Below are 24,985 nucleotides of genomic sequence, written 5' to 3'. Positions count from 1 at the left end.
ACAATAGTGGGAGGCTATCCTGTTTGAATTTTTGCAGCTAGTCATCGGGGGTATATCGATTGGGTGTATTTATGCTCTCGTCGCCCTTGGGTTCGTTTTAATCTATAAGGCGACGGAAGTTGTCAATTTCGCGCAAGGCGAGTTGATGATGCTGGGGGCGTTTCTCGCCTATACGTTCATTTCCATTCTGGGCTGGAACTATTGGGTTGGTGCTGCTGCGGCGATCGTCTGTATGTTCTTTGCGGGGAATATGGTTGACCGGGTGTTCCTGCGGCCGGTGCTGGGGCAGCCTCAATTCTCCATCGTCATGGTCACAATCGGCTTTGGTTATATGGCGCGGAGTGCAGCGGGCATGATGCCCGGTTGGGGAACCGAGACCTATGCGATCTCGACACCCTTTTCAAGTGAGGGAATGCAGCTCGTTCCGGAATCGATGGGATCTTTGGTGATTTCACAAACGGATATTTCCGTGATTGTTGCAACGATAATCCTGTGCGCGGTTCTCTATACTTTTTTTACCCATACCCGGTTGGGTATTGCCATGCAGGCGTCCTCCCAAAATCAGTTGGCGGCCTATTACATGGGGATTCCTGTAAAGGCCGTTTTTTCGATGATTTGGGGAATTAGTGCGGCTGTCGCCGCCGCCGCCGGTATCCTGCTCGCCCCGACCACATTAATTGATACGAGCATGGGATTTATCGGATTAAAGGCGTTTCCTGCAGCAGTATTGGGGGGCTTTGGCTCTATTCCCGGCGCGGTTGTCGGTGGCCTGATTATCGGTATCATTGAAACACTTGCCGGATTTTACCTGCCCCCGGGCTTCAAGAATGTCGCGGCGTATGTCGTTCTGCTCATTGTCCTGGTCGTTCGACCGCAAGGGCTATTTGGACAGAAAACCGGGAAGAGGGTGTAGCCATGCGGTTTTTGTTCAAGACGGACTATAATCAGGATATTCGAATTGCGAAACATTCCGGATATTACTGGTCGTATGGGATTTTGCTTCTGGTGGTCTTAGTGGCGCCGTTCTTTCTGGAGGGGTATTACATCGGCCAGATGACGCAGCTGTACATTATCGCAATCGCGGGTGTGGGGTTGATGCTATTGGCCGGTTATACGGGGCTGGTCAGTCTCGGTCACGCGGCCTTTTTCGGTATCGGTGCCTACACAGAGGCTGTGCTGACCGGAAATGGCGTCCCGCTCCCCTTTGTAGAGGAGCCGGTTGTCTTCTCCTTTATCGTATCGATGCCGGTCGCGGCGATCTTTGCGGCATTGGCCGGGGTGGCGATCGGTATTCCTGTGCTGCGGCTGACAGGTATTTATCTTGCTATTGCGACCTTTGCCTTCGCCCTTGTCATAGAAGAAATTCTGTCCCGATGGGAGAGCGTGACGAATGGGTATTCGGGCTTGCTGGTTGAGTCGCTTTATATTGGCGATATGGAACTTACGGATGGCCCGCCATTCTACTTTCTCTGCCTCGGGATGCTTTTGCTGGTGCTCCTGATTTCCATCAATCTTCTGCGTTCGCCAACGGGACGGGCGATGATGGCCATCCGCGATTCCGAAATTTCGGCGCAAAGCATGGGCGTTAATCTGGCGCAGATAAAGACAAAGGCATTTGCCTTGAGTGCAGGTATTACCGGGCTCGCCGGCGCTCTCTTTGCTCATAAACTGGGGTTTTTGTCGCCGGAAAGTTTTACCATTTTCCAGTCGCTTGAATTGCTGGTGCTAGTCGTCGTCGGCGGGATCGGCTCTCTTCATGGCGCGATCTTTGGAGCGATCTTCGTTCTGGCACTGCCGCAGGGACTCGCCATTTTGAAAGATTACCTGCCCGTTGCCATTGCGGAGACACCGGGTATTGAACCCTTTATTTTCGGGCTGATCCTGGTGCTTGTCATTATTTTCGAACCTTACGGCATTTATGGCCGCTGGTTGAAGATTAAACTCTATTTCCAGATGTTCCCTGTCTACAAGAAGGCGACCTTCAAGCGGCAAAAAGCCTATATGAAGTCGGAACGGTTGAAATGATGTTGTTCAAAGCAGAAAACCTGGCGATCAACTTCGGTGGTGTGAAGGCCGTCGATGGTGTGAATTTCGAAATCAAGAAAGGGGAATGTTTTACGATCATCGGGCCGAACGGCGCAGGCAAGACCACGATCTTTAACTTGATCAGCCGCATCTACGATTCAACAGAAGGAACGATGACTTTCGATGGGCAGGACATAACAAAAGTTCCGCCCCATGCGATTGCGAGCCTTGGCATTGCGCGGACGTTTCAGAACATCGAGCTGTTCGAGCATGCATCTGTCCTGCAAAACCTGCTGGTGGGACGACATTGCCATTCCCGCACAGGCATGTTTTCAGAATTGTTGTTTCTTCCCTCTGTCCGGCGGGCGGAGGTCGAGCATCGGGATAAAGTAGAAGACATTATCGATTTTCTGGACCTTCAGCATTACCGCGACAGCCTGATCATGAATTTGCCGTATGGCGTCCGAAAAGTTGTGGAGCTCGGCCGCGCGCTCTGCACGGAACCCAAGCTTATCCTGCTAGACGAACCTTCCTCCGGTCTCAATGTGGAGGAAACGCAGGACATGTCTTTCTGGATTGACGATATCAAGAAAGATCTCGGAATTACGGTCCTTATGGTTGAGCATGATATGGGGCTGGTATCCGAGGTTTCCGATGAAGTGCTGGTTCTGAACTATGGGCGAATGCTGGCGCATGGCTCTCCGCAGGATGTCCAGAATGATCCCGAGGTGATCAAGGCCTATCTGGGAGAACAGGAATGACGGAATCAATTCTGAAAGTCCGGAATATTGAAACCTATTATGGTCCTATCATGGCCATTCGCGGAATTTCAATCGATGTGCGTGAAGGGCGGATTGCAACCGTCCTTGGCGCCAATGGCGCCGGAAAAACGACGATCCTGAAAACCATCAGCGGCATAATGGACCCGCAAAAAGGAGTTGTTGAATTTGATGGCGAGGAGATCCAGAAGCGCGACCCTGACTGGATCATGCGCCGAGGGATCAGCCATGTTCCCGAAGGTCGGGAGGTGTTCCCGTTCCTGAGTGTTCGTGACAACCTGATGATGGGGGCTTATACACGCAAAGACCGGGACGGAGTTGCCAAGGATGTGGAGCTTGTTCACAGCTATTTTCCTATCCTGAAGGAACGCACAGACCAACCCGCGGGCCAGCTTTCAGGCGGAGAGCAGCAAATGCTCTCGATCAGTCGCGCCCTGATGTCGCGACCGAAGCTGATGCTCCTTGACGAGCCCAGTCTCGGACTAAGTCCGCTTCTAGTGAAGGAAATCTTCACAATCATCAAACGACTGAACGTGGAGCAGGGGATGACCATGCTTCTGGTGGAGCAAAATGCAAACATCGCGCTTCATACAGCGGATTTTGGCTATGTGCTTGAGGTCGGTCGCATCGTGATGGAAGACACGACGGAAAGCTTGCTGCAAAAAGAGGATATCCGCGAATTTTATCTGGGTATTCAAGACCATGGTGTGCGCGGCAAGCGCCGATGGAAAAAACGAAAAACATGGCGGTAGGATTGTCTGAGGCTGGAGGACATATATGAATGCAATGACTTATCCACCAACCGTTATTGATGGTGCCGAGACAACGGCCCAACTTTTCTGGGCGCGGGTAAAGCAACACGATCAAAAGATCGCCATGCGGGAGAAAGAGTTCGGCATCTGGCAAAGTATTACCTGGGCCGAGTATGGGCAGCGTGCGCGCGCCTGTGGCCTCGGTATGGTTGCCCTCGGCCTGAAGCGCGGTGAGACGGTCTCGATACTGAGCGATAACAACCCTGAATGGCTCTATCTCGACATGGGAACCCTTTGTGTCGGGGGCGTCAGCAATGGTGTCTACACGACGGACAGTCCAAAGCAGGTCGAGTATCTTTGCCAGGATTCTAAAACACGGATATTTATTGCGGAAAATGAAGAACAGCTGGATAAAATTCTGGAAGTTCGAGAGAGAATTCCTGATCTTCTGAAAATCATTGTCCTCGATATGGAAGGGCTGCGCGATTTTGAGGATGACCAGGTTATCAGCATTGAAGAGCTGTATCAGCTCGGCGAGGCTTATCATGAAAATCATCCGGATTTCTGGGAAGAGCAGATAGCTCTGTCAAAAGCAGAGGATCTTGCGATCCTGATCTATACATCGGGAACGACGGGGCCGCCGAAAGGAGCAATGATCTCCCATCGCAACCTGATGTTCCAGATTTCAAACCTGACACCTATTATCGGCTTTGGTCCGGCAGACGAGCAGCTCTCCTTTTTGCCACTTTGCCATGTGGCGGAACGATCGTTCAGCGTGTTCCTGCCGCTTTTTGCGGGGTCGGTGATCAATTTCGTTGAAGGGCCGGATACGGTGCCAGAGAATATCAGGGAGGTTTCCCCCACAGTTTTTTTTGCAGTGCCGCGCATATGGGAAAAGTTCTATTCGGCAATTACCTTGCAGTTGAAGGAAGCGACGAGGCTGCAGCAGCTCGCCTATAAATTGGCGATCGGCGCCGGGTATAAGATTGCGGAACGTAAATTGAGCGGGGAGGAGCCTTCTGGTTTGGAAAAAGTCAAATTCTGGCTGGCAAATCAGTTGGTCTTGCGGAATGTAAAACGGCTTCTCGGTTTGGATCGGGCGCATTATCTTGGGTCCGGTGCCGCCCCTATTTCACCGGATTTGATCAAATGGTACCTGGCGCTCGGCCTCGATATGTATGAGGTCTATGGCCAGACGGAGAATACGGGCGTTGCGACAACAAACCTGCCCGATCAGTTTAAGCTCGGTTCCGTTGGCGTTGCCGCACCGGAAACCGAGGTGCGTATTTCAGATGAAGGCGAGATCCTTCTCAAAGGCCCGCATATCTTTCTCGGATACCTCAATCAGCCGGAAAAGTCCGCTGAGACGGTTACGGACGGATGGCTGCACACCGGGGATGTCGGTTATATCGACAACAGCGGCTTTGTGAAGATTACCGACCGTATGAAAGATATTATTATCACGGCGGGCGGTAAGAACATTACTCCATCGGAAATTGAAAACCAGCTAAAATTCAGTCCCTATATTTCTGATGCTGTGGTCATTGGGGATAAGCGGAAATACCTGACCTCTTTGATCATGATCGATCATGAAAATGTCGAAAAATACGCGCAGGATAAGGACGTGCCATTTACGAATTTTCAGAGCCTTTGCCGGGCCTCTGAAGTACTGGATCTTATCCGAAGTGAAGTAGAGGAGGTAAACAAGAATTTTGCACAGGTGGAAACTATCAAGGATTTCAGGCTGATTGACGAGATACTGACGGCGGAAGATGATGAACTGACACCAACGATGAAACTGAAGCGTTCATTCGTCAATCAAAAATATAAACCACTGATCGACACGATGTATGAATGATGCAGGGATTTCCGTAAATTAGAAAAGTAGGTTATTATAGCAATATCAGGGAACTAATTGGGAGAAAACAAATGAAACGCAGAAGTTTGTTACAAATATCACTCGTGGCCGCCACGGCGATGGCGGCGGCGGTTTCGGGGTTCGTCGGTATCGCCTCGGCGGATCAGGGAGTTTACGATGACAAGATTGTGCTTGGATCGCACCAACCACTGTCTGGCCCTGTCGCACTATGGGGCGTACCTGTGACAAACGGAATGCGCATGGCTGTCGACGAAGTGAACGAGAAGGGCGGTATTAATGGCCGTATGATTGAACTCATCGTCGAAGATTCCGCCTATCAGCAGAACAAGGCCGCGCAGGCGGGCGACAAGCTTCTAAAAAAGGACAAGGTATTTGCGCTTGTCGGCGCTCTCGGCACGCCCACCAATATGGTGACGATGCCCCGCGCGCTCAAAATGGGTGTGATGAATGTCTTCCCGGTAACCGCCGCAAATGAAATGTATGAGCCGTATCACAAGCTGAAGTTTGGCGGATTTACCCCCTATAGCGATCAGATGCAGGCTGCTGTCAAATATTTCGTGGACAACAAGGGCATCAAGAAAATAGGCGTTCTTTACCAGGATGATGACTTCGGCAAGAATGTTCTGCATGGATGCGAAGATCAGGCCAAGGACATGGGACTTCCTGAAGTTGTAAAAACAAACTTCAAGCGTGGCGCAAAGGATTTTTCTTCCCAGATCGCCCAGTTGAAATCGGAAGGTGTGGAGTTGGTTTGTCTCGGCACGATTATCGGCGAGACGATCGGCAGTATGGCAACAGCCAAGAAAATTGGTTATGACCCGATTTTTGTTGTTAGCTCTGCCGGATATGTTCCCGAGAATGTGACGCTCGCAAAAGGTCTGACTGAAGGCCTGTACGGGACAAGCCAGACGCCAATCCCTTACTATGATGAGGCGACGCCGGAAGTGAAAGCATGGATGGATGACTATAAGAAGCGTTTCGGTGATGACGCCGTTCTGCAGTCCATAGCCGGATACGACGCGATGGATGTATTCCTGACGGCGATTGAGAAGGCTGGTCCCGATGTGACCGCGGAAAAGGTCGCCGAGGCAATTGAAAGCATAAAGGATTATAATAGTATTTTTGGTGGCGCACCCTACAGTTTCTCTGCTGAGGATCATCTGGGTCCGGATGCCCGTAACAGTGCACGCCTCTCCCAGGTCGTTGGTGACAGGTGGAAACTGATTGGCCCGATCAGCTATTAGTTCCTTATAAAGGATAGTGAAAAACCCGGCTTTCGTGCCGGGTTTTTTGTGTCCAGATCAGCTTTGGGTATTGCGCGCGACAAGTTCCCCATAAAGAACTTGAATGCGAGCAGTGACAGGCCCGATGCCCTCTTGCTCTCCGATCTTCTTTCCATCGATTTGAGAAACAGGGGTCTGCGCGCCAAAGGTGCCTGTCAGGAAGGCTTCGTCAGCGCCATAGGCTTCATATAGTGAATAGTTCTTCTCAAAGACTGGGATGTCATTCGCCTTGCACAGGTCGATGACCTTCTGCCGGGTGACACCGTTCATGCAATAATCTCCGGTAGAGGTCCAGACTTCTCCTTTGCGTACAATGAAGAAGTTGCAGGCGTTTGTCGTATTGACGAACCCGTACGGGTCTAGCATCAGTCCTTCGTCGGCACCGGCCTGTTCTGCCTGAAGGCAGGCGATGACGCAGTTTAGCTTGGAATGCGAATTGTATTTAGCGTCTTGTGACATCGGCAATCCGCGAACCTGCGGTACGGTTGCGAGAGAAATTCCCTTAGCCTGAAGATGCGCGGCAGCTTTTGAATGCTCCATGATGATCACAATCGTTGGCCCGGATTTAGACAGGGCGGGATGCTGGAAGGGCTTGGACTTGATGCCTCTTGTAATCATCAGCCGACAGTGTACGTCATTAGTCATGCCGTTGGCGTTTGCAGTTTGTGTAAGAGCCTCCAGTATGCCAGCCCGATCCATACCGATATCCAGCGAAATGGCCTTACAGCTATCAAAGAGCCGATCCATATGTTCTTCAAAGAACGCCCATTTTCCATTGTACAGCCGCATCCCTTCCCACATACCGTCTCCAAGCATGAAGCCAGAATCATATACGGAAATCGTGGCCTCCGCCCTTGGAACAATCTTTCCATTCACATATATCTTGATGGTTTCGTTGCGTAGATCATCTTCCGCATCATGAGTGCTGATTTCGCTTTCTGTCATTCTATCCACCTTTTTGGATATGCAATATATGCACTATAGTCTCACATTTTGCAGGCGTCTTTTAGGGTGAATGAAAACCTAAGGAATGCAAATGTAATAATGTCAACCGCGCTTTGAAGTTTTATAACTTGGCTCCGCCCATTATGAAAAACGGGTGACAAGCCGTCATACGTTCCCTACTTTAATATCAAGAGAAGTAAAGAGCTTCGGGATAGTGGGTGCTTTTGACCGCAAATGATATTTCAATATTGATTGGCCGTATAGCGCTCGGAAACCGCGAAGCCTTTACCGATCTTTATTCCGCTACCAGCCCGAAACTTTTCGGAGTCTGCCTTCGTATCTTAAATAATCGGGCGGAAGCGGAAGATGCTTTGCAGGAAGTTTATATCAAGATTTGGCGAGATGCTTCCAAATTTGCACCGAGCGATTTCAGTCCGATGTCATGGTTGATCGCTATCGCGCGAAATCATGCGATTGACAGGATCAGGGCGAGTAAACCTGTTGCGGTTGATATCGATGAAATGGCTGACTTGTCTGATGAAGCGGCGAACCCTGAAAAAGAGGCGATCTTATCCTCTGATCGGCGCGGCATAGAGCGCTGTCTGGATGAATTACCGGAAGCGAGGGCGATTGCGATACGCGGTGCCTATCTGGAAGGCTATAGTTATCAGGAGCTAGCGGAACAACAGAATATTCCGTTGAATACAGTGAGAACCTGGCTGCGTCGCGGCCTTTTGAAACTGAAAGAGTGTCTCGAAAGATGACTACCGAGAACGACATAAAGGATCCGGATGACGTACTCGCCGCAGAGTATGTGCTGGGAGTCCTGCCTCATGCAGAGAGGGCTGCCTTCTCGGCACGTCTTTCCTCCGAGGCGTCGTTGCAGGCCCGCGTTCAGTTCTGGGAAGAACATTTTGCGGAACTTGAAGAAGAGTTCGAGGCTGTAACGCCACCTGCCCGGCTGCTGTCCGAGATTGAGGCGGAGGTTTTTGGGACGAATGACAGCGACCCTGTGGGTACTCCCGGCTGGTGGGGAAATATTGGCTTTTGGCGCGGTTTGAGCATGGCCTCCCTTGCGGCGCTGATCATCGTCGCCGGGCTTTATAGCGGAATTATAAATGGTCCTGATGGGCCGGAGTCTATTGCGCCTCCTGTATTCATTGCGGAGCTTACCGGTGAAACAGGGGATGTTGAGTTGGTCACACTCTATGATGCGCGCAGCGGTATCATGAAAATCAACCGGGTGAAAGGTGAACCAGATTCCGGACGGTCATTCGAGCTCTGGCTGATTGAAGGCGGGAATGATCCTGTATCGCTTGGTCTGGTCCCGACGGCCAGCCGAGGTGAAGTCACTGTGCCTGAAAATCTGCGTAACAAATTCCCGGACGCCGTCATCGCCATCAGTGATGAGCCAGAAGGCGGCTCACCCACTGGACAGGCGACCGGTCCGGTAGTTGCTGTCGGTAGGGCGATAGAAATCTAAAAACTTTTTCGAAGATTGAAACTATTTTTGAAGCGCTCTCGTTACTCCCTGTAACGGCTCGTTGAAGGGCCGGGTACTGAACAAGGAGATTAGGAATGAGACTTCAAAATATGCTACTCGCCGCAACGCTTGCACTGCCTGTCGCAATTGCCGGATGTGCTGCTTCTGCCGACAATCCGATGGTTGGTGGAGCTCCGATGTATGAGAGTAAGAACATCGTTGAGAACGCCTCCAATTCCAAGGATCATGAAACGCTGGTTGCCGCCGTGAAGGCTGCCGGTCTCGTCGAGACATTGCAGGGTGAGGGTCCATTTACTGTCTTTGCGCCGACAGATGCCGCTTTTGCGGCGCTGCCTGCCGGAACGGTAGAAACTCTGTTGAAGCCGGAAAACAAGGATATGCTGACGAAAATCCTGACTTGTCATGTCGTCGCCGCGAAAGCGCTTTCTGGCCCGATCAAAGGCATGGTTGACGATGATAGCGGAGCTCATCCAGTCAAGACGGTTGGTGGCTGTGTTTATACTGCCATGTATAAGGGCGACACCATCATGCTCAAAGACGGGCAAGGTAACATTTCCAATGTCACGATTGCTGATGTGGAGCAGTCAAACGGCGTTATTCACGTCATCGACAAAGTTCTGCTGCCTGCCTCCTAACCGGATAGACCATCCGTCGCCGTCACTGCGGATGGTCGCTCCGGGGCCGTAAACCCTTTCCGGGGTTTGCGGCCTTTTTATTTGCCCCCCTTCCAATGATATGTAAAGCTTCATCAAGCAGGAAACTCCAGACGTGAATGCCCGGTAAAAGTCGGCTATAAAAAAACAAAACGCAAAAGGAGATGGGAGATGGATTTCGGATTTGAACTCCGGCGGATTATCACTGGACATAATGACAAGGGTCGCTCGATTGTTACCTTGGACGGTCCGCCAGGTGGGCAAATCGGCAATCTCAGGGATATATGGAATTCGGTTGGCCCCGATGTTGATAGCGTCAGCACAGAAGATCGGGGCGCGATGCCGGTGACATTGTCCCCGGAGCCAGGCGGGCATAAATTCAGGTGGTTCCTTGTGCCGCCAGTCGATCCATCAATCAGCGAAGAAGAGTACGCGAAAATCGTGAAGGCGCGGTTTGCCAAAATGGGTGCGGAGCATGAGCAACCGGACACAAGTCGTCACCCGGCGATGCATAAAACGGAAACGATTGACTACATAATCCTTCTTTCTGGTGAAGTGACTCTCTTGCTGGATGAGGACGAAAGACATCTCAAGCCGTATGATGTCGTGGTTCAGCGCGGGACAAACCATGCATGGGTCAACAAAGGCACGGAACCGGCACTACTTTGCGCTATACTAATAGATGCAGATGTCCGCTGAATGAGCTTTTCGGCGTCTGCCGTTGCGTTTGAAAGCAGAGCGAGCACTTGATTTGCTCAAGTTTTGTTGAGAGTTAAATAAGGTGAGCTGTGGCTTTTTTCTTGTTGTTTGATGTCAATTCTGTAAGGCTAAAAACATAGCGCGTTCCAAAATAACACGGAGACAAAATCCGGAGGAAGGAAAACATGCGTGTCATACTTATAGGCTGCGGCATTGCGGGAGCGGCCCTTTCACTGACCTTGCAACGGGCCGGGATTTCTCACATTGTGTTGGAACAGGCATCCGAGCTTTCCGAGATCGGGGCCGGGTTGCAACAGAGCCCTAACAGCATTCGGATTCTTGAATATCTCGGATTGAAAGATGAATTGGCCAAGATCGGAGTTCCGCCGCAGGCTCATCTTTTCAAGGATTATAAAAGCGGGGAAGTTTACCTGAAGACCCCTCTGATGCCGAAGGTGGAAGAATTCTTCGGTGCGCCTTATTACCATGTCCATCGCGCAGACTTGCTGGACATATTGGTCAAGGCAATGGACCCCGACAATATCCGTCTGAACAGCAAAGTTATTGATGTCACCGAACATGAGAACGGCGTTGAGGTTCGTCTTAGTGACGGGACGATAGAGAAGGGCGATGTTTTGATCGGGTCGGACGGCCTTCACTCCATGGTTCGCGAGACCTTTTTCGCGCCGGAGAAACCACGTCCGTCCGGCTGCGTCGCTTGGCGGGGTCTTGTGCCTATAAAGGTTGCGCAAGACCTGGGCTTTGAGCAAAACTCCTATGTCTGGATGGGGCCGCACCGTTCTGCGGTTCTATACTATGTGCGGGGGGGCGATCTATTTAACTGGGTCGGAATCGGCCCCTATAATGATAACGCCAAGGAGTCATGGTCCCAGACGGGGTCCCGCGATGCCGCCCTCAAAGAATATGAAGGCTGGAACGACCAGATCCGGGAACTGATCGCGGGGACCGAGAGTCTCTTCATGACGAACATGATTGACAGGGATCCCCTCGACAGGTGGGTTACGGATCGGGTCGCGCTGATGGGAGATGCAGCCCATGCGATGATGCCGTATCATGCGCAAGGTGCCGGGCAAAGCATCGAGGATGCGTGGGTATTGGGCCGTTGCCTCGAAATGGCGGAAGGTGATATTCCCGGCGCACTCAAGAAATATGAAGGACTGCGATTAGCTCGCGCTAACCGCGTCTTGCAGCAATCCCGAGCGGCGGAAAACCTGTTCCATATGAGCGATCCGGAAGAAATAGCCCGGCGAAATGCCCGTTTTGCCAAGCATCAACGGGAGGATCAGGACGGCTTTCCCGTGGGACAGCGCTGGTTATATTCCTATGATGCGGAGAAGGCTGTAATGGGAACGGACGAGGAATGGCAATCGCTCGCCTGGTAAAAACAATAAAATACAAGGTGAACGAGATGTCAGGTCTATCTTTGGTTAGTTCAAACAATAATGAGAAACGTAATGACTGATTCCGATACATTAAGCCAGATGTCCGCCGAAGAGCACGCCAAAACAATGGCGGATTATATAAAAGCGGGCGAGGCGCGTGCTTATGCGCTCGGCAATCGCGGACCGATCCGCATTGGACCTGATGGCAAACTGCATCACGACATTCTGGATGCTTATCAAGAACATGGTTTTTATGTGTTCGAGAACGTCGTCGGGAGTGAGGAACTGGCCGAACTTCGCGCCGATGTTGAAGATGTCTTGCAAAGGGCGCCGGTTTCGCCGGAATCCGATGTTGATGCGCTGGGACGGCCAGCTCTTGGTCCGGAGTTTGGGAGATACCCTTATCGATTTGCCAAACCGCTGAGTGATCCGCTTGGGGGAACAACCAAGAACAAGGGGCGCCATCCCGTTAAAATGTCCAACCCGACACCATCGAAGGATGCGCCGAGTTGGACGATTGAGCTTTTGCACGGTAATTTGCATTTGATGGATTCCTGCCTGCGCCTTTATGGTCATCCAGGCTTGCTGGCCGTTGCGGAGGCTATTAATGGACCGGATTTCGTTCCCTATAATGAGGTGGCTTTTATCAAGGAGCCCGGCCTGGGCCCTTCCGTCGCCTGGCATCAGGATGGCACGACGCATTGGGACGCGCCGGACTGGGATGAAAATGCCCACGGTTTTAATTTCATGACCCAGCTTTATCCGAGTACGCCGGCAAACTGCGTATGGTTGCTGCCCGGAAGCCATCGGGCGGGCAAGGTGGATATTCGCAAGCTGGTTGAGGAAAGCGGATCGGATCGGTTTAAGGATGCTGTTCCGCTGGTCTGCAAGGCGGGCGACGTTTTTGCAGTCAACCGGCAGCTGGTGCATGGTTCCTTCGCCAATTCTTCTCCCGATCGACGCGTTACAATTAACGCCGGCTTCTTTCCGCGCAAGCGGGTTCTCGATGTGACCACCAGCCAGCTCGATGAACGCATGGAAACATATGATGCGGAGCGTATTCACGCGCGCAGTCGAATTATTGCGCTTGGTATCGATGCGCGTCAGCAACGCTTCCCCGATGAGCCGAGATTTTGCTATCAACCGCTGGCCGGTGAGGAGATGGAAAATCGCTGGAATGAGGAAAATCGGGAGAAAATTCTTAAAAACTATAACCTCAACGATATCTATATTTAATCTTAAGGAGTTTGCCCGTAAACTTGTGGCTGTGTACCAAATATTCGCAATGGTACGCACGATCAAGGAGTTAGGAATATGATTTCGTCATTGATTGTCACCGGCCTGATTGTCGCCGTTATCATTTATGTGATTGTCGCCTATAACGGTTTCGTCAGCCTGCGGGAACGGATCAAGGAAGCATGGAGCGGGATCGAGGTTCAGATGAAGCTCCGGTATAATCTCATTCCTAATCTGGTGGAGACTGTCAAAGGCTATGCCAAGCATGAATCCGGTACCTTTGAGGCTGTCACCCGCGCCCGGAGCGAGGCAATGGCCAATCAGGGCTCCCCGGCTGAACAGGCCCAATCCGAAAACATATTGACAGTTGCGCTTAAATCGTTGTTTGCGCTTGCTGAAAATTATCCCGAACTCAAAGCGAACGAGAGTTTCCTCAATCTCCAACATCAACTATCCGATGTCGAAGACAAGATTCAGGCGGCGCGCCGCTACTATAACGGCGTTGTTCGCGACAATAATATCAAGGTTGATCAGTTCCCGAGTAATCTTGTCGCTGGCGCGTTTAAATTCATCAAAGCGGAATTTTTCGAGTTAGCCGAAGATGAAGAAGCCGCACGCAGGCCGGTCGATGTAAATTTCGACTAAAGAATGCTGGTCTGATGCTACATTCGTTTTTTTTCATAGTCTATCGTATCCCGGTTGTTCTGGGGTTGCTCATGCTGCTATGCGTCGCAGTCCCTGAAGACTTGCGCGCGCGGGAAGTCATAAAAAACTTCGAGAGTGACCTTTGGGTTCATTCCGACGCCTCCCTCACTGTCAAAGAGAAGATCACAGTAATTAGCGAAGGGCGGGAAATCCGTCGTGGCATTTATCGTGACTTTCCGACCGACTATACAGACAACGCCGGGAACCAGTATCGTGTCGGCTTTACGGTCGAAAAAGTAACAAGGAATGGACAGGAGGAACCGTTCCATACCGAGAGACTATCAAACGGTGTGCGTGTTTATATCGGCAGCAAGGACAAATATATCGACAAGGGAGAGCACCGCTACGCCATCACCTATAACACGACCCGGCAGATCGGCTTTTTTGACGGATTTGATGAGTTATACTGGAATGTGACAGGAAACGGCTGGGCCTTCGAGATTGAGAAAGCGAGTGCCCGTGTCCATTTGCCGGATGGTGCATCTGTTCTCAATTTCAGCGCATACACGGGTTATCAGGGCGAGACAGGCAAAGCCTTTATGACTCGCGATTTTGTGGATGGGATCGGCTTTTACACAACCCGGCCGTTGCGTGCGAAGGAAGGGCTTACCATCGCGGTTTCATGGCCGATTGGCTATGTTGCCAAGCCGACAGATGGCGAAAAGCTGAGGTATTTTCTGGCAGATAACCGGATACTTATCGCCGGATTGTCGGGGTTGTTGATTCTGTTGATCTATTATTCTGTCGTTTGGTGGCGGGTCGGGCGTGATCCCGTGGCCGGAACGATCATCCCGTTCTTTGAACCACCCGCAGGTTATTCCCCCGCTGCCATGCGGTATATCCGCAAAATGGGATTCGATAACAAGGTCTTCACCGCGGCAATTGTCAATATGGCGGTGAAGGGCTTTCTGACCATTACAGAAGACAGTTCCGGTAAATATCGCCTTGCAAAAACCGGCGAGAAGGCGCCGCTTTCAATGGGGGAAAGTGCCGTTGCCCGCGGCCTCTTTTCCGGATTTCGTGATGAGATTGAGTTGAAAAAGACTAATCACACGCATTTTAGAAAGGCCCGAGACGGTCTGAAAGAATGGTTGCGGACAGAGTTTGAAAAAAACTATTTCAATAACAACAGGATGTATTTTTTCTCTGGCGCAGGCTTGTCACTCATCGTCATTATCCTGATGATTGCTTGGGCAAAAGAACCGATTCCTACCGCCTTTATTTCTCTTTGGCTTTCTGGTTGGACGGTCGGTGTTTATTTTCTCTTGCGCAAGGGGTTGCGTGCCTGGCGATCCATGGTCTCCGGCGATGCTGTTTCCGGGGTAACCGCCATTTTAACAACCATCATCGCTATCCCGTTCATCGGCGGCGAGTTCGCGGGATTATTCTTCTTTATTGAAATGGCTTCACCTGCCGCCGCGGTTATTTTTCTTCTGATCCAGATTGTGAATGTTGTCTTTTATCACCTGTTAAAGGCTCCGACGCTTCTGGGGCGCAAAATGCTGGATCGATTTGCGGGGTTTGCGGATTTTCTGAGCGTGACGGAAAAGGATCGAATGAATTTCTTCAATCCGCCTGATCGTACGCCGGAATTGTTTGAGCGTTACCTGCCGTTCGCGATTGCGCTGGATGTGGAAAATGCCTGGTCCGAACAGTTCGCAGATGCGTTTGCGGAGACGGGGGAGGGGCCCTGGCAGTCGCAAGGCTATCGCCCATCCTGGTATCATGGCCGTCATTTTAATGCGTCCAACCTTTCCGGCTTTTCGTCTTCTCTGGGAAGCAGTTTTACAAATGCCATTTCTTCTGCGTCAACGGCGCCGGGCAGTTCCAGCGGGTCTTCAGGCGGCGGCTCGTCTGGCGGCGGTGGTGGCGGTGGTGGCGGAGGAGGATGGTAAGGCATCAGCCTTGCCCCCCCGATTATATAATCACTTGCATCACGGATTGCGGGCATAGCATCCAGAGCGTGTCACATCAAAGGAAGAACCATGAAATACAAACCGGAGAATTCAGAACCTGCCGATGCCGCAACTCGCCGCGCCGTCCGACCCGTCATATGTTATCCCACGGACAATCTACCGCTCCCTAATGTGGATATCTACGCAGAAGCACGGCATCACTTAAAACAGGTAGATGAGATCATCGTGGAACCGCGGGACGCCGAGACCTTTCATGTTCCGGCCGGCCATTTTTGTCGCATTGTAAGTGTTGAGGGGCCGCAAGTTGGTGACCTTAATCTTTGGAATGCCGCTGACATAAATGAGCGGTTTTTCAGCGGCAAGACACGTGCCCTGAATGGCACCCATGTCAGTACCGGCGACAGGCTTTGGAGCAATCTTCCCTACATGCGGCCCATGGCAACCATTACACATGACACGCTGGATTGGTATGGATGGGATGAATATGGCGGCGGTGTGCATGATGTCATCGGAACGCGCTGCGATCCCTACACTAACCGGCTTTTGAACGGTGGGGAGTATCATTACTGCTGCCATTCAAACCTTTCCCGGGCGCTAGCGACGGAAAAGCAGATTGCCGTAACTGATGCGGAAGCGCATGTCCATGATGTGTTGAATGTCTTCATGTGCACCGGTTTTACGCAGGATACGCATCAATATTTCATGAAGGCCAGCCCCGTTCGTCCCGGTGATTTTCTGGAAATTTTTGCGGAAATTGACCTTCTGGGCGGGCTCTCAACTTGCCCCGGCGGAGATTGTAGCACTATCCATTCCAGCGATACGGCGAAATGCTATCCTTTAAAGGTCGAAGTTTATCGGCCAACACAAGGCCTTCCGGTGGACTGGCAACCGGCGGCTAAAAATCCGTATTCACGCAATCACGGTTTTGATGAATAAAAGTCCGGTTACCTATGGGTGTTGCGATAATTTCTGAATTGAATGACCGATCTTTGTAAGGCGCACGGCATGGGTAGAGCGGGCAATCGTCAGGGATTTTGCAATGTCCCGATTAAGGAGGTTTATTTCTGTCGTAAGGGGCGAGGGTAGATCTTCGATCAATGTCGCAAATGCCTTGCATATGGTTTGGCATTGCTGATGGAACCCAAGTTGCATTTCCATTGTTGGCGCATGATCGCCGCTTTCGTTTTCTACCATTTTTGCAAGGTGAGTTGCTCCCACGTCCAGTAGCTGAAGTTGGGTGCCGATAGCGCCGATTTCAAGCGCCTTTTCCCTTGGGGCGACAGAGGCGATATCGTTCAGCAGGCACTGAAACGCTCCAACAGATCCACCGGCACCGACGGCATCTTCAATGGCCCGCATACGCATTGATGTGCGGGCGAAGGCGTCTCCCGCTTTGCCAATAAGATTTTCCGTCCCCACTTTGCAGTCTTTGAGGCGGATGCCCCCATGTGGGCAGGGATGAAGGAAGTCTATTTTGACGCCCTCCGTTCGTTCCAGCTCCTCGCTATCTGCCGGGACGAGGATCGCGCTGAATGCTTTTTTCCCCTCCGTCTCATCCGTGATTGCCAGAACAATAAAGTGATCGGCGATGGGCCCGTTTGTCAGATAGGCCTTTTCCCCATTCACTATATAATATGCTCCGTCTTGCCTGGCTGACGTCTTCAGGAATTTCGGGTGCGCACCGGCGCCGGGCTCCGATATCGCCACAGACAATGTAGCCTCCCCTTTCGCGAGGGCGGGAAGTAATTGCTGTTTCATTTTTTCCGGCGCATCCGATGCGATGTGAAGCCGACTGATAAGCCAATGCGACATAAACACCATTGTTGCGCCGGGCACTCCTCCCGCACGGCTGAGACATCGGGCGGCGGCGGATAAAATGCCATAGTTGGCGTTCAGGCCATTAAATTCCTCAGGAATTGAGAGTCCTGCTAAACCGGAATCTGCGAAAGCTTGCCAAAGATCCTTGGGGAATGATGTCGCAGTGATCAGCTCAAGCCGTCGTGGACGGATATGGCCAGTAGCAAACTCTTCGACTTTTTTCAGCAATTTAGATTGATCCATATCGAAGGATGTCTCTTTACAAATTATTCTTGGTTTTCTCGACGTAATTTTTCGATGTATCGATAATACAAATTCAAATTAACATCTTTCTGCCGTCATCCGGCATGAAAAATATATTGCCAGGGCTTTTCAAGAGGTTCTTCATTTGCTTGATGTATCAGATTGATCATCTGCTATCAAAGCCCGTTTGTTGGCTCTTCGAGGGGCCAGATAACCCAGCCAGACGATGGACAAGAGGGACAGTAGAAGCAAGGCCAGGGCGACCGGGAAATTGATGATCGCCATTGGGTTGCCATCCAGAATAACCAGTGTTTGAGATAGCGAAAGTTCCAGCTTATTTCCCAGAAAAAACGCAATAATAAAAATAACGACGGAATAGCCAAATGATGTCATTACATAGCCGAGTATCGCGAAGGCCAGCATGACGGCGACGCCGAACATGCCGCCTGTTGAGGCATAGACCCCCGTAATACATAAAACCAACGCCGCCGAAAAGACCAATGACTCAGGTGCGCTGATTATCCGTGCCCAAAGCCGGAGGCTGGCTTGCCCGATCAGCAAATTCATCAAGTTGGCCATCAACATTGCCCCGAACAGGCCGTAAATGAGGCGACCCTGCTGCTCAAACAGGAGCGGGCCGGGCTGTATCCCATGAATCTTGAAGGCAGAAATGAGCAGGGCCGCCGTAATGCTGCCGGGAATTCCGATAGCCAGCAGCGGGATAAGGTTGGCGCCCATTACAGCGCTGTTCGCAGATTCCGTCGCAGCGACACCTTGAAGGTTTCCCTTGCCGAATGATTCCGGGTCATTCGACGTCTGCTTGGTTGATGCATAACTCATAAAGGCGGCCGCAGTTGACCCAATACCCGGAATGGCGCCCAGAACGGTTCCGATAACGGCGCCTCGTAACATCACATAGCGGCAGGACCAGTATTCCGCCCGGCTTACGCGTTTATCGTCGGCGTCCTGCGTGTCAGGAATTTCGATGGTCGGCAATATCGATTTTCCGATATTGGCGAGGCGGCGGAAAATTTCCGCCACAGCCAGCATTCCAATCGCGACGGCAGTAAGCGGAAGACCATCAAACAATTCGAAATAACCGAAATAGAGGCGGGGGGTACCATGCTCCGGATCGAGGCCAACCATGGCAAAGAATAATCCCAGAACGGCGGCAATCAGGGCTTTGACTACTGAATCGCCGATAAGCCCTGCAATGATCGAAAACGCGAATATCATAAGGGCAAAAATCTCGACCGGACCCATTTGCAACGCGATAATTGCGAGCGGCACAGACAAGGTTATCAAGACGATATCGCTGAAAGTGTCGCCGGTAACCGATGAGTATAATGCCATTTTCATCGCTTTGACGGGCTTTCCCTTCTTTGCCAACGGATGACCGTCAAGTGCCGTCGCGGCGGCATCTGGAGTCCCTGGCGTATTGATCAGGATTGCCGGAATGGCACCGCCGAAAAGGCCTCCCTTGTTGACACCTACAAGAAAAGCAATTGCGGGCAATGGATCCAGAACAAAGGTGAACGGGATGGCGACGGCCATTGCCATAACCGGACCGGTGCCGGGCAGGGCGCCGATAAACTGCCCAATAGCAACACCGGCAATAACAAATAACAGGTTTGTCAAATTCAGCGCATCGCCAAGTCCGGCCAGAACGGTAGTGAACTCAACCATTTGCGGTCATCCTCATGGCAGAGTTCTTTCAAGCAATGGAACCACGGTCAGCCAGATAGCAAGGGGTAAGACAATAACGCCGCCCAGCAGCCATCCTATCCGCCGTTCTCCGACGAGGAGCATTAATGCGCCCACGAAAAGGGGAGTGACCGCCAAAAATCCGAAGTTTGCCATGGCCCAAAGTGCGCAAATAGTAACTAGCGCAAACATTGAGACGCGTAAAAATTCGGAAAATCCAACCGAAGTCGCGCCGGTAGGAATTGCGGTCTGTACTATTCCCAAAAAGACAAGAAGGATAGCGCAGGCATTTGGGATGGACTGCGGCCGCATCCAGCCATAATCAACGATTTCCGTATGTGCCGGAATGACAATGAAATAAAGCAGGAGACCCAAGCTGACAATAAAAGCCCCTGATAGCCGATTGATCAGCAATGCCTGGACCTCCCGCAAAGTTTGATCGCCTAAAGATATTCAATAACTTGCGGCGGTTCTCTATTTATTTTCCAAACAGTTTTTTAACATTTCCAACGCCCTCGACAAGCATGTTTTGGGTTCCATCTGGCCCCAAGTCACTCGGGTCAGTTTTCAGCGCGTTGACAATCGCTTTTCTTGCTGCCTCTGAATTGATGGCATTATGGAGGGCTTCGGCAAGAGCGGCCTTAGTGTCCGCAGGCAAACCTGCGGGTGCCGCAATAAAGAAATATGGATCTACATAAATTTCATAGCCTTGCTCGACAACCGTTTGAGTGTCGGGGGCATACCCATGCCGTGACGCATTCGCGCTTGCAATCATTTTAAGATCCCCGCTCTCGATGTAAGGAATATGCGCCCCTGCCGCAAAGGAGGCAACAACATGATCACCGAGAAGATTCTGAATAGCTTCCGCACTGCTTTTGGTCGAGACGAGTTTGAAACCCGCCTCTGTTTCGCCATCCACATATTTCATCAGAAGTTCTTGCGGCTTGGCATCAAACGCAACAAGAGCCCCGTTATTCGACTTTGAGTATTCAATCAAGCCCTGAAGGTCGTCGAACGGCGCATCGGATTTTGCAATGATTGCGACTTGTGCCCGTGCCACAGTGGCAAGGTAATCGAAACTTTCCAGATTGAACGGCAGTTTGTCACCACGAAGCACCAGGTTCACAAGGATTGGCATATTGACACCCATTCCCAGTGTCTGTCCGTCCGGTTTGGCCACGGCAATTCCGGTGAACATGGCGATACCGCCACCGCCGGGCTTGTTTTCAACGACAATGTCCCAGCCCGTCTGACTTTCCATTTCCTTTGCGATTACGCGGCCAAGCGTATCTGTTTCACCGCCGGCATCGAATCCAATCTGTAGCGTTATCGGTCCTGATGGTGCCCATTCTGCAAATGCGGAAACACTCAGCAACAACCAGGCAACGAGCCCCAAAAACAATCCCTTGAACGTCATGATATCCTCCTCTTCAGATTCTCTTTTTTATCCGTTTTCAAAGTGCTGCGACCCGGCGCCAGGTCAGCAAGATCAATTCCGTGATCCAGTAAATGCTGTGGAACGCTCCGATCCATGATCAAACATGCCGCAATCACAGCAAGGGCGGGTGCGGTTTGAATGCCGTAGCCACCTTGCCCCGCCAGCCAGAAGAAACCTTCTACGGTGTCATCAAATCCACACACAGGGCATTTGTCATCAACAAAGCTGCGTAATCCCGCCCATTTATTCTCAATCCGGCGGATGGGCAGATCGAATGCTGTTTCAATCCGGTCCACACAGATCGCGACGTCCAGTTCATCAGGTTGAACGTCACAGGGGAGGGAGCTTGTTTCGTCCGCCGGCGAGATCAATAGCCTGCCGGCATCCGGTTTCAGGTAGAACTGCTCGTCAATATCGATAACCATCGGCCAACTGTCGGGGTTGACGCCGGAGGGAGCAGCAACGACCATCGCCGTTCGTCGTTTTGGAATAAGACCAATTGCTTCCGCGCCAGCCATCTTACCAATAGAATCTGCCCATGCACCGGCCGCATTGACGATCGTTTTTGCGGCATAAGTACCGTTAGAAGTTGTTACTTGCCATCGGCCTAAGGTGTGTTTGGTCTCGAAAACTTCGCTCGCAGTCTTTATTATGCCGCCGGAGGAACGAAATTTGCGTAAGTATCCTTGGTGTAGGGCGTTGACATCAATATCGCTTACCCGGTCATTAGCGAATCCTGCAGCTACATATCCCTTACGAAGGATCGGGATGGCAGCCTCTGTTTCTGCCGCATCCAGACGTCTTACGCCCCCTGAATCTGAGAGGTCGCCGACCATATTTTCAAGAGAGGTGAGCTGATCATTCCGGGCGATCATGATGACCCCGCGCTGGGAGAGCAGCGGGCTTTCACTAAATCCTTTGGGGGGGCTCTCAAGAAAATCTGCCGATGCTCGTGACAGCGCGCGAATGGGGGGCGGACCATATGTATCAACAAACATGGCCGCGGACCTGCCGGTAGAGTGGTAACCAGGCTGCGCTTCCATTTCCAGCAGTAATACGGAAACGTCCGGCGAAAGCTCGCACGCGAGTGAGGCTCCGGCGATGCCAGCTCCGATGATAGCTACGTCAAATTCAGTCTGCTCTGCCAAATCGTGCCTGCGCTGTCCTTTGAGGATTGCGTAAAAAACTAACATATAAATTTCCGATAGGAAAATTATTTTTCCGATTAGAAAATATGGACTTGATGGCCTGATTTCTCTATCTTCCGAATATGAGCGGATTGGAGGCGGCAAAAATATCTGAAGATGGAAACAGCCGGGCGCAGGTCGCCGAACGGGTTCGGGAAATTCGCCGTAAAAAGGGTTTGACGATCAAGGATGTGGCGACACGATCCGGTCTGGCCATTTCCACCGTCTCAAAAATCGAACGTAATCTTATGGCGCCAACTTATGATCGATTCAGCCGTCTCGCCGATGGATTGGGTGTCGATGTATCCGAGCTTTTTATGGCGAAAGGTGAGCAGTTTCTACCCGGTGAATTCTCTCTTGCCCGCATAGGGGAGCATAGTTTTCACCAGACGGAGAACTATACCTACGAGATGCTGTTTCCGCATTTGCGGGGGAAAAGTATGATCCCGATGCTGGGTACGCTCAAACCGTTTGAAAAAATGCGGTTTGATCGGCTGGTCAGCCATGAAGGGGAGGAATTCTTCTTTGTTTTGAAAGGCAAGGTCGTTGTTCAGCTGGAAGGAAAAGACCCCGTCGTTCTGGAAACTGGAGAAAGCATCTATTTTGACAGCCGCAGGGGTCATCTTTATGCCTCAGCCGGAGATACAGATGCTCGTATACTTTGTGTTTGTACAAAAATGTAACCAATTTCATTTTGTTTAACAGGCCTCGACCTAATTAGAGGCTGGGGACAGCTTTGTTGTAAAAATCTACCGCTCTTTCAGGACTGGTCCCGCAAAGACTGGTTCGATCGTGAGGATCTGCAGCGGCATTTTAAGGAAAAATACTGTTTTGATCTGGGTGTACCGGTGAAATGGTCCGCCTATGAGGCTATTGCAGAATTCTTCTCCAATGACGTCAAGGAAATTGATGGTGTCCGTATATATGGATGCTATTTGTTTTCCGATATGTATAGAGTGTGAACCGCGTATCCTTCAACCCATCTTGGCTGCGTCGACTACGGCTTTTGTCCATTCTTCGGGGCTCTCCTGCGGTAGGTTGTGTCCGGCATTTTCAAAGATACGATGCTCATGGGCTCCGGTAAATTTCTTTGCGTGATGGCCTGTGCCACTGTTTACACCATCCACAGCGCCATCGATCGATATGGTAGGAACCGTTATGAACGGTTGCGCGACAAGTTTGCTCTCGATGTCTGAAACAGCTGGATCCCCGGCGACCAATCCATAGCGATGCCTGTAGGAGTGGATGACGACATTCACAAAGTCGGGATTATCAAAGGCTGTGGCGGTTTGATTGAACGTCGCCTCATCAAAATCCCAGGTGGGAGACCACATCTTCCAGAGCTGATGAGCAAATCCGGCCCTATTTTCTTCCAGACCCCGTCTCCCTCGTTCTGAGTGGAAAAAATACTGGTACCAAAGGGATGCTTCGACAGCAGGGGACGCTGGCTCTAAGGCTCTTGCAATATCTTGAATGTTGTAGGAGTTTCCTGTCACCAATGCCGTGACCCGCTCCGGCCAGAGGGCCGAAACGATACAGGCTGCGCGGCCTCCCCAGTCATAGCCGGCCAGGAGCGCCTTTTGAATTTTCAAGGCATCCATCAGGGAGATAAGGTCATAGGCAAGGACGGCCTGTTCCCCTGATCTTGGCGTTTCGTCTGAAAGAAAACGTGTGTCGCCATAGCCCCGTAAGAACGGAACTATGACCCTTGCTCCGTTCAACGCCAGTGTCATCGACGAAGCCGTGTAGGCATGGACATCATACGGAAATCCATGGCACATGATTATAGGTGAGCCGTCGGCGGGCCCATATTCATAATAGGCGACATTCAATACACCTGCCTGGATTGTCTTTAATATCATCAACCTATCTTTCCCATGGCCGGGCATGATTAGCTCCAATGCGCAATGATACTTTACCACAGGTACTGTTTTCTTAAGTTTTCCTGATCCGGCATTAGTAGAAAATTTATAACATATTGAAAAATATATATAAATAAAGACAGTCGGACTCTACCACAAACTTACTATTTTTCTAAATGCTTCGCTCTCATATTGCCGCGCAGAAACCGTGCCGATGGTTCGGCGCGGCAGGCTGTGTTATTTGATATGTAAGGATAGTAAAAATGAGTCGAAATGTGACTTTCAGACCCGCAACAAAAAACGATGCTCAACATCTCGCACATCTGGTGAACTTCGCCGGTGAAGGCATCCCATATTATTTTTGGCAAAAAAACGCCGAATCCGGGCAAGATCCGTGGGACATTGGGAAAAACCGGGCAGAGCGTGAGGAGGGCAGCTTCTCCTATCGCCATACTATCGTTGCGGAGATTGACGGAGAGCTGGCCGGATGCTTAGTGACATATGTTCTGCCGGAAGATCCTGAGCCCATAGATTATGATGAAATGCCGCCCATCTTTGTTCCAATTCAGGAGTTGGAAGACAGCGCGCCTTCAACCCAGTATGTCAGTGTTCTTGCGGCCTATCCGCAGTATAGAAATCTGGGAGTTGGCTCCGGGTTGCTGAAAATTGCCGAAAAGGAAGGCGACGGGCGTGCAATGAGCATTATTGTTTCAGACGGTAATCCCAACGCCCGGCGATTATATGAGCGTGTCGGTTATGTGGCTGAGCGGGATCAGAAAATGGTGAAGGAAGACTGGAAGGGAGAGGGCAAAAACTGGATCCTGATGATCAAGGCATAATTTTTCAAAACAGCACCCCAGATATCCTATTGAAACGCTTTAAGATGTTTGGGGTGAAAGTGACCTCTGGACGCCGAGGTGGCATGACATTATGATGGAGCCCTGATGTCGACGG

24 protein-coding genes are annotated in these 24,985 nt (G+C 51.1%); 17 read left to right on the top strand and 7 right to left on the bottom strand.

Annotation, left to right across the window (positions count from 1 at the left end; genetic code table 11):
• Window positions 1-31 precede the first annotated feature (31 nt).
• The 6 genes from AACZ19_RS16875 (at window position 32) to AACZ19_RS16850 (ending at window position 6,679) form a co-directional block, all read left to right on the top strand.
• The gene (locus AACZ19_RS16875; protein WP_339635679.1) at window positions 32-913 is read left to right on the top strand and encodes a branched-chain amino acid ABC transporter permease; all 882 of its coding nucleotides are present in this window, start codon (window positions 32-34) and stop codon (window positions 911-913) included.
• Window positions 914-915: 2 nt separating this feature from the next.
• Window positions 916-2,025, top strand: a complete 1,110-nt coding sequence (locus AACZ19_RS16870) for a branched-chain amino acid ABC transporter permease (protein ID WP_339635678.1) — start codon at window positions 916-918, stop codon at window positions 2,023-2,025.
• A complete protein-coding gene (locus AACZ19_RS16865; protein ID WP_339635677.1) occupies window positions 2,022-2,786 on the top strand; it encodes an ABC transporter ATP-binding protein in 765 nt (254 codons plus the stop codon). The genes AACZ19_RS16870 and AACZ19_RS16865 overlap by 4 nt, the downstream gene beginning before the upstream one ends.
• Window positions 2,783-3,556, top strand: coding sequence for an ABC transporter ATP-binding protein (locus AACZ19_RS16860; protein WP_339635676.1), 774 nt, complete (start codon window positions 2,783-2,785; stop codon window positions 3,554-3,556). The genes AACZ19_RS16865 and AACZ19_RS16860 overlap by 4 nt, the downstream gene beginning before the upstream one ends.
• A gap of 25 nt (window positions 3,557-3,581) precedes the next feature.
• Entirely contained in the window at window positions 3,582-5,414 is a 1,833-nt protein-coding gene (locus AACZ19_RS16855; RefSeq protein ID WP_339635675.1) for an AMP-binding protein, read from the top strand.
• A 71-nt stretch (window positions 5,415-5,485) separates the two neighbouring features.
• Complete coding sequence (locus AACZ19_RS16850) at window positions 5,486-6,679, top strand: ABC transporter substrate-binding protein (RefSeq protein WP_339635674.1); 1,194 nt, start codon at window positions 5,486-5,488, stop codon at window positions 6,677-6,679.
• Between the two features lie 57 nt (window positions 6,680-6,736).
• Here the strand turns inward: AACZ19_RS16850 and AACZ19_RS16845 are convergent, their stop codons facing one another.
• On the bottom strand, window positions 6,737-7,663 hold the full coding sequence (locus AACZ19_RS16845) for an aminotransferase class IV (protein WP_339635673.1): 927 nt from the start codon (window positions 7,661-7,663) through the stop codon (window positions 6,737-6,739).
• A gap of 218 nt (window positions 7,664-7,881) precedes the next feature.
• Here AACZ19_RS16845 and AACZ19_RS16840 point away from each other — a divergent pair, with 218 nt between their 5' ends.
• The 9 genes from AACZ19_RS16840 (at window position 7,882) to AACZ19_RS16800 (ending at window position 16,715) form a co-directional block, all read left to right on the top strand.
• Window positions 7,882-8,427 (top strand): sigma-70 family RNA polymerase sigma factor, encoded by a 546-nt coding sequence (locus AACZ19_RS16840; protein WP_339635672.1) that lies wholly within the window; start codon window positions 7,882-7,884, stop codon window positions 8,425-8,427.
• Window positions 8,424-9,146 carry an anti-sigma factor gene (locus tag AACZ19_RS16835; protein WP_339635671.1) on the top strand — a complete coding sequence of 241 codons (723 nt, stop codon included), beginning with the start codon at window positions 8,424-8,426 and terminating at the stop codon, window positions 9,144-9,146. Before AACZ19_RS16840 ends, AACZ19_RS16835 begins: the two co-directional genes overlap by 4 nt.
• Before the next feature lie 95 nt (window positions 9,147-9,241).
• A complete protein-coding gene (locus AACZ19_RS16830) occupies window positions 9,242-9,802 on the top strand; it encodes a fasciclin domain-containing protein (RefSeq protein WP_339635670.1) in 561 nt (186 codons plus the stop codon).
• Window positions 9,803-9,991: 189 nt separating this feature from the next.
• Window positions 9,992-10,519, top strand: a complete 528-nt coding sequence (locus AACZ19_RS16825; protein WP_339635669.1) for a cupin domain-containing protein — start codon at window positions 9,992-9,994, stop codon at window positions 10,517-10,519.
• 185 nt (window positions 10,520-10,704) lie between these two features.
• The gene (locus AACZ19_RS16820; RefSeq protein WP_339635668.1) at window positions 10,705-11,922 is read left to right on the top strand and encodes an FAD-dependent monooxygenase; all 1,218 of its coding nucleotides are present in this window, start codon (window positions 10,705-10,707) and stop codon (window positions 11,920-11,922) included.
• A gap of 72 nt (window positions 11,923-11,994) precedes the next feature.
• The gene (locus AACZ19_RS16815) at window positions 11,995-13,158 is read left to right on the top strand and encodes a phytanoyl-CoA dioxygenase family protein (protein ID WP_339635667.1); all 1,164 of its coding nucleotides are present in this window, start codon (window positions 11,995-11,997) and stop codon (window positions 13,156-13,158) included.
• Window positions 13,159-13,236: 78 nt separating this feature from the next.
• The gene (locus tag AACZ19_RS16810) at window positions 13,237-13,803 is read left to right on the top strand and encodes a LemA family protein (protein WP_339635666.1); all 567 of its coding nucleotides are present in this window, start codon (window positions 13,237-13,239) and stop codon (window positions 13,801-13,803) included.
• Window positions 13,804-13,817: 14 nt separating this feature from the next.
• Window positions 13,818-15,758, top strand: coding sequence for a DUF2207 domain-containing protein (locus AACZ19_RS16805; protein ID WP_339635665.1), 1,941 nt, complete (start codon window positions 13,818-13,820; stop codon window positions 15,756-15,758).
• 90 nt (window positions 15,759-15,848) lie between these two features.
• A complete protein-coding gene (locus AACZ19_RS16800; RefSeq protein ID WP_339635664.1) occupies window positions 15,849-16,715 on the top strand; it encodes a DUF1989 domain-containing protein in 867 nt (288 codons plus the stop codon).
• 12 nt (window positions 16,716-16,727) lie between these two features.
• Here the strand turns inward: AACZ19_RS16800 and AACZ19_RS16795 are convergent, their stop codons facing one another.
• From AACZ19_RS16795 to AACZ19_RS16775, 5 genes are all read right to left on the bottom strand, one after another.
• Window positions 16,728-17,840, bottom strand: a complete 1,113-nt coding sequence (locus tag AACZ19_RS16795; RefSeq protein WP_339635662.1) for an acyl-CoA dehydrogenase family protein — start codon at window positions 17,838-17,840, stop codon at window positions 16,728-16,730.
• Window positions 17,841-17,981: 141 nt separating this feature from the next.
• The gene (locus tag AACZ19_RS16790; protein ID WP_339635661.1) at window positions 17,982-19,526 is read right to left on the bottom strand and encodes a tripartite tricarboxylate transporter permease; all 1,545 of its coding nucleotides are present in this window, start codon (window positions 19,524-19,526) and stop codon (window positions 17,982-17,984) included.
• 12 nt (window positions 19,527-19,538) lie between these two features.
• On the bottom strand, window positions 19,539-19,958 hold the full coding sequence (locus AACZ19_RS16785; RefSeq protein ID WP_339635660.1) for a hypothetical protein: 420 nt from the start codon (window positions 19,956-19,958) through the stop codon (window positions 19,539-19,541).
• A 64-nt stretch (window positions 19,959-20,022) separates the two neighbouring features.
• The gene (locus AACZ19_RS16780) at window positions 20,023-20,961 is read right to left on the bottom strand and encodes a tripartite tricarboxylate transporter substrate binding protein (protein ID WP_339635659.1); all 939 of its coding nucleotides are present in this window, start codon (window positions 20,959-20,961) and stop codon (window positions 20,023-20,025) included.
• Window positions 20,958-22,175 (bottom strand): FAD-binding oxidoreductase, encoded by a 1,218-nt coding sequence (locus AACZ19_RS16775; protein WP_339635658.1) that lies wholly within the window; start codon window positions 22,173-22,175, stop codon window positions 20,958-20,960. Before AACZ19_RS16775 ends, AACZ19_RS16780 begins: the two co-directional genes overlap by 4 nt.
• Before the next feature lie 77 nt (window positions 22,176-22,252).
• Here AACZ19_RS16775 and AACZ19_RS16770 point away from each other — a divergent pair, with 77 nt between their 5' ends.
• A complete protein-coding gene (locus tag AACZ19_RS16770) occupies window positions 22,253-22,852 on the top strand; it encodes an XRE family transcriptional regulator (RefSeq protein ID WP_339635657.1) in 600 nt (199 codons plus the stop codon).
• A 291-nt stretch (window positions 22,853-23,143) separates the two neighbouring features.
• Here the strand turns inward: AACZ19_RS16770 and AACZ19_RS16765 are convergent, their stop codons facing one another.
• A complete protein-coding gene (locus tag AACZ19_RS16765; protein WP_339635656.1) occupies window positions 23,144-24,031 on the bottom strand; it encodes an alpha/beta hydrolase in 888 nt (295 codons plus the stop codon).
• 263 nt (window positions 24,032-24,294) lie between these two features.
• Between AACZ19_RS16765 and AACZ19_RS16760 the strand changes: the two genes are divergently transcribed.
• A complete protein-coding gene (locus AACZ19_RS16760; RefSeq protein ID WP_339635655.1) occupies window positions 24,295-24,870 on the top strand; it encodes a GNAT family N-acetyltransferase in 576 nt (191 codons plus the stop codon).
• Window positions 24,871-24,985 lie beyond the last annotated feature (115 nt).

The sequence above is a fragment of the uncultured Sneathiella sp. genome, assembly GCF_963973085.1.
GTDB lineage: Bacteria > Pseudomonadota > Alphaproteobacteria > Sneathiellales > Sneathiellaceae > Sneathiella.
This window is presented reverse-complemented; position numbering and strand designations above follow the sequence as displayed.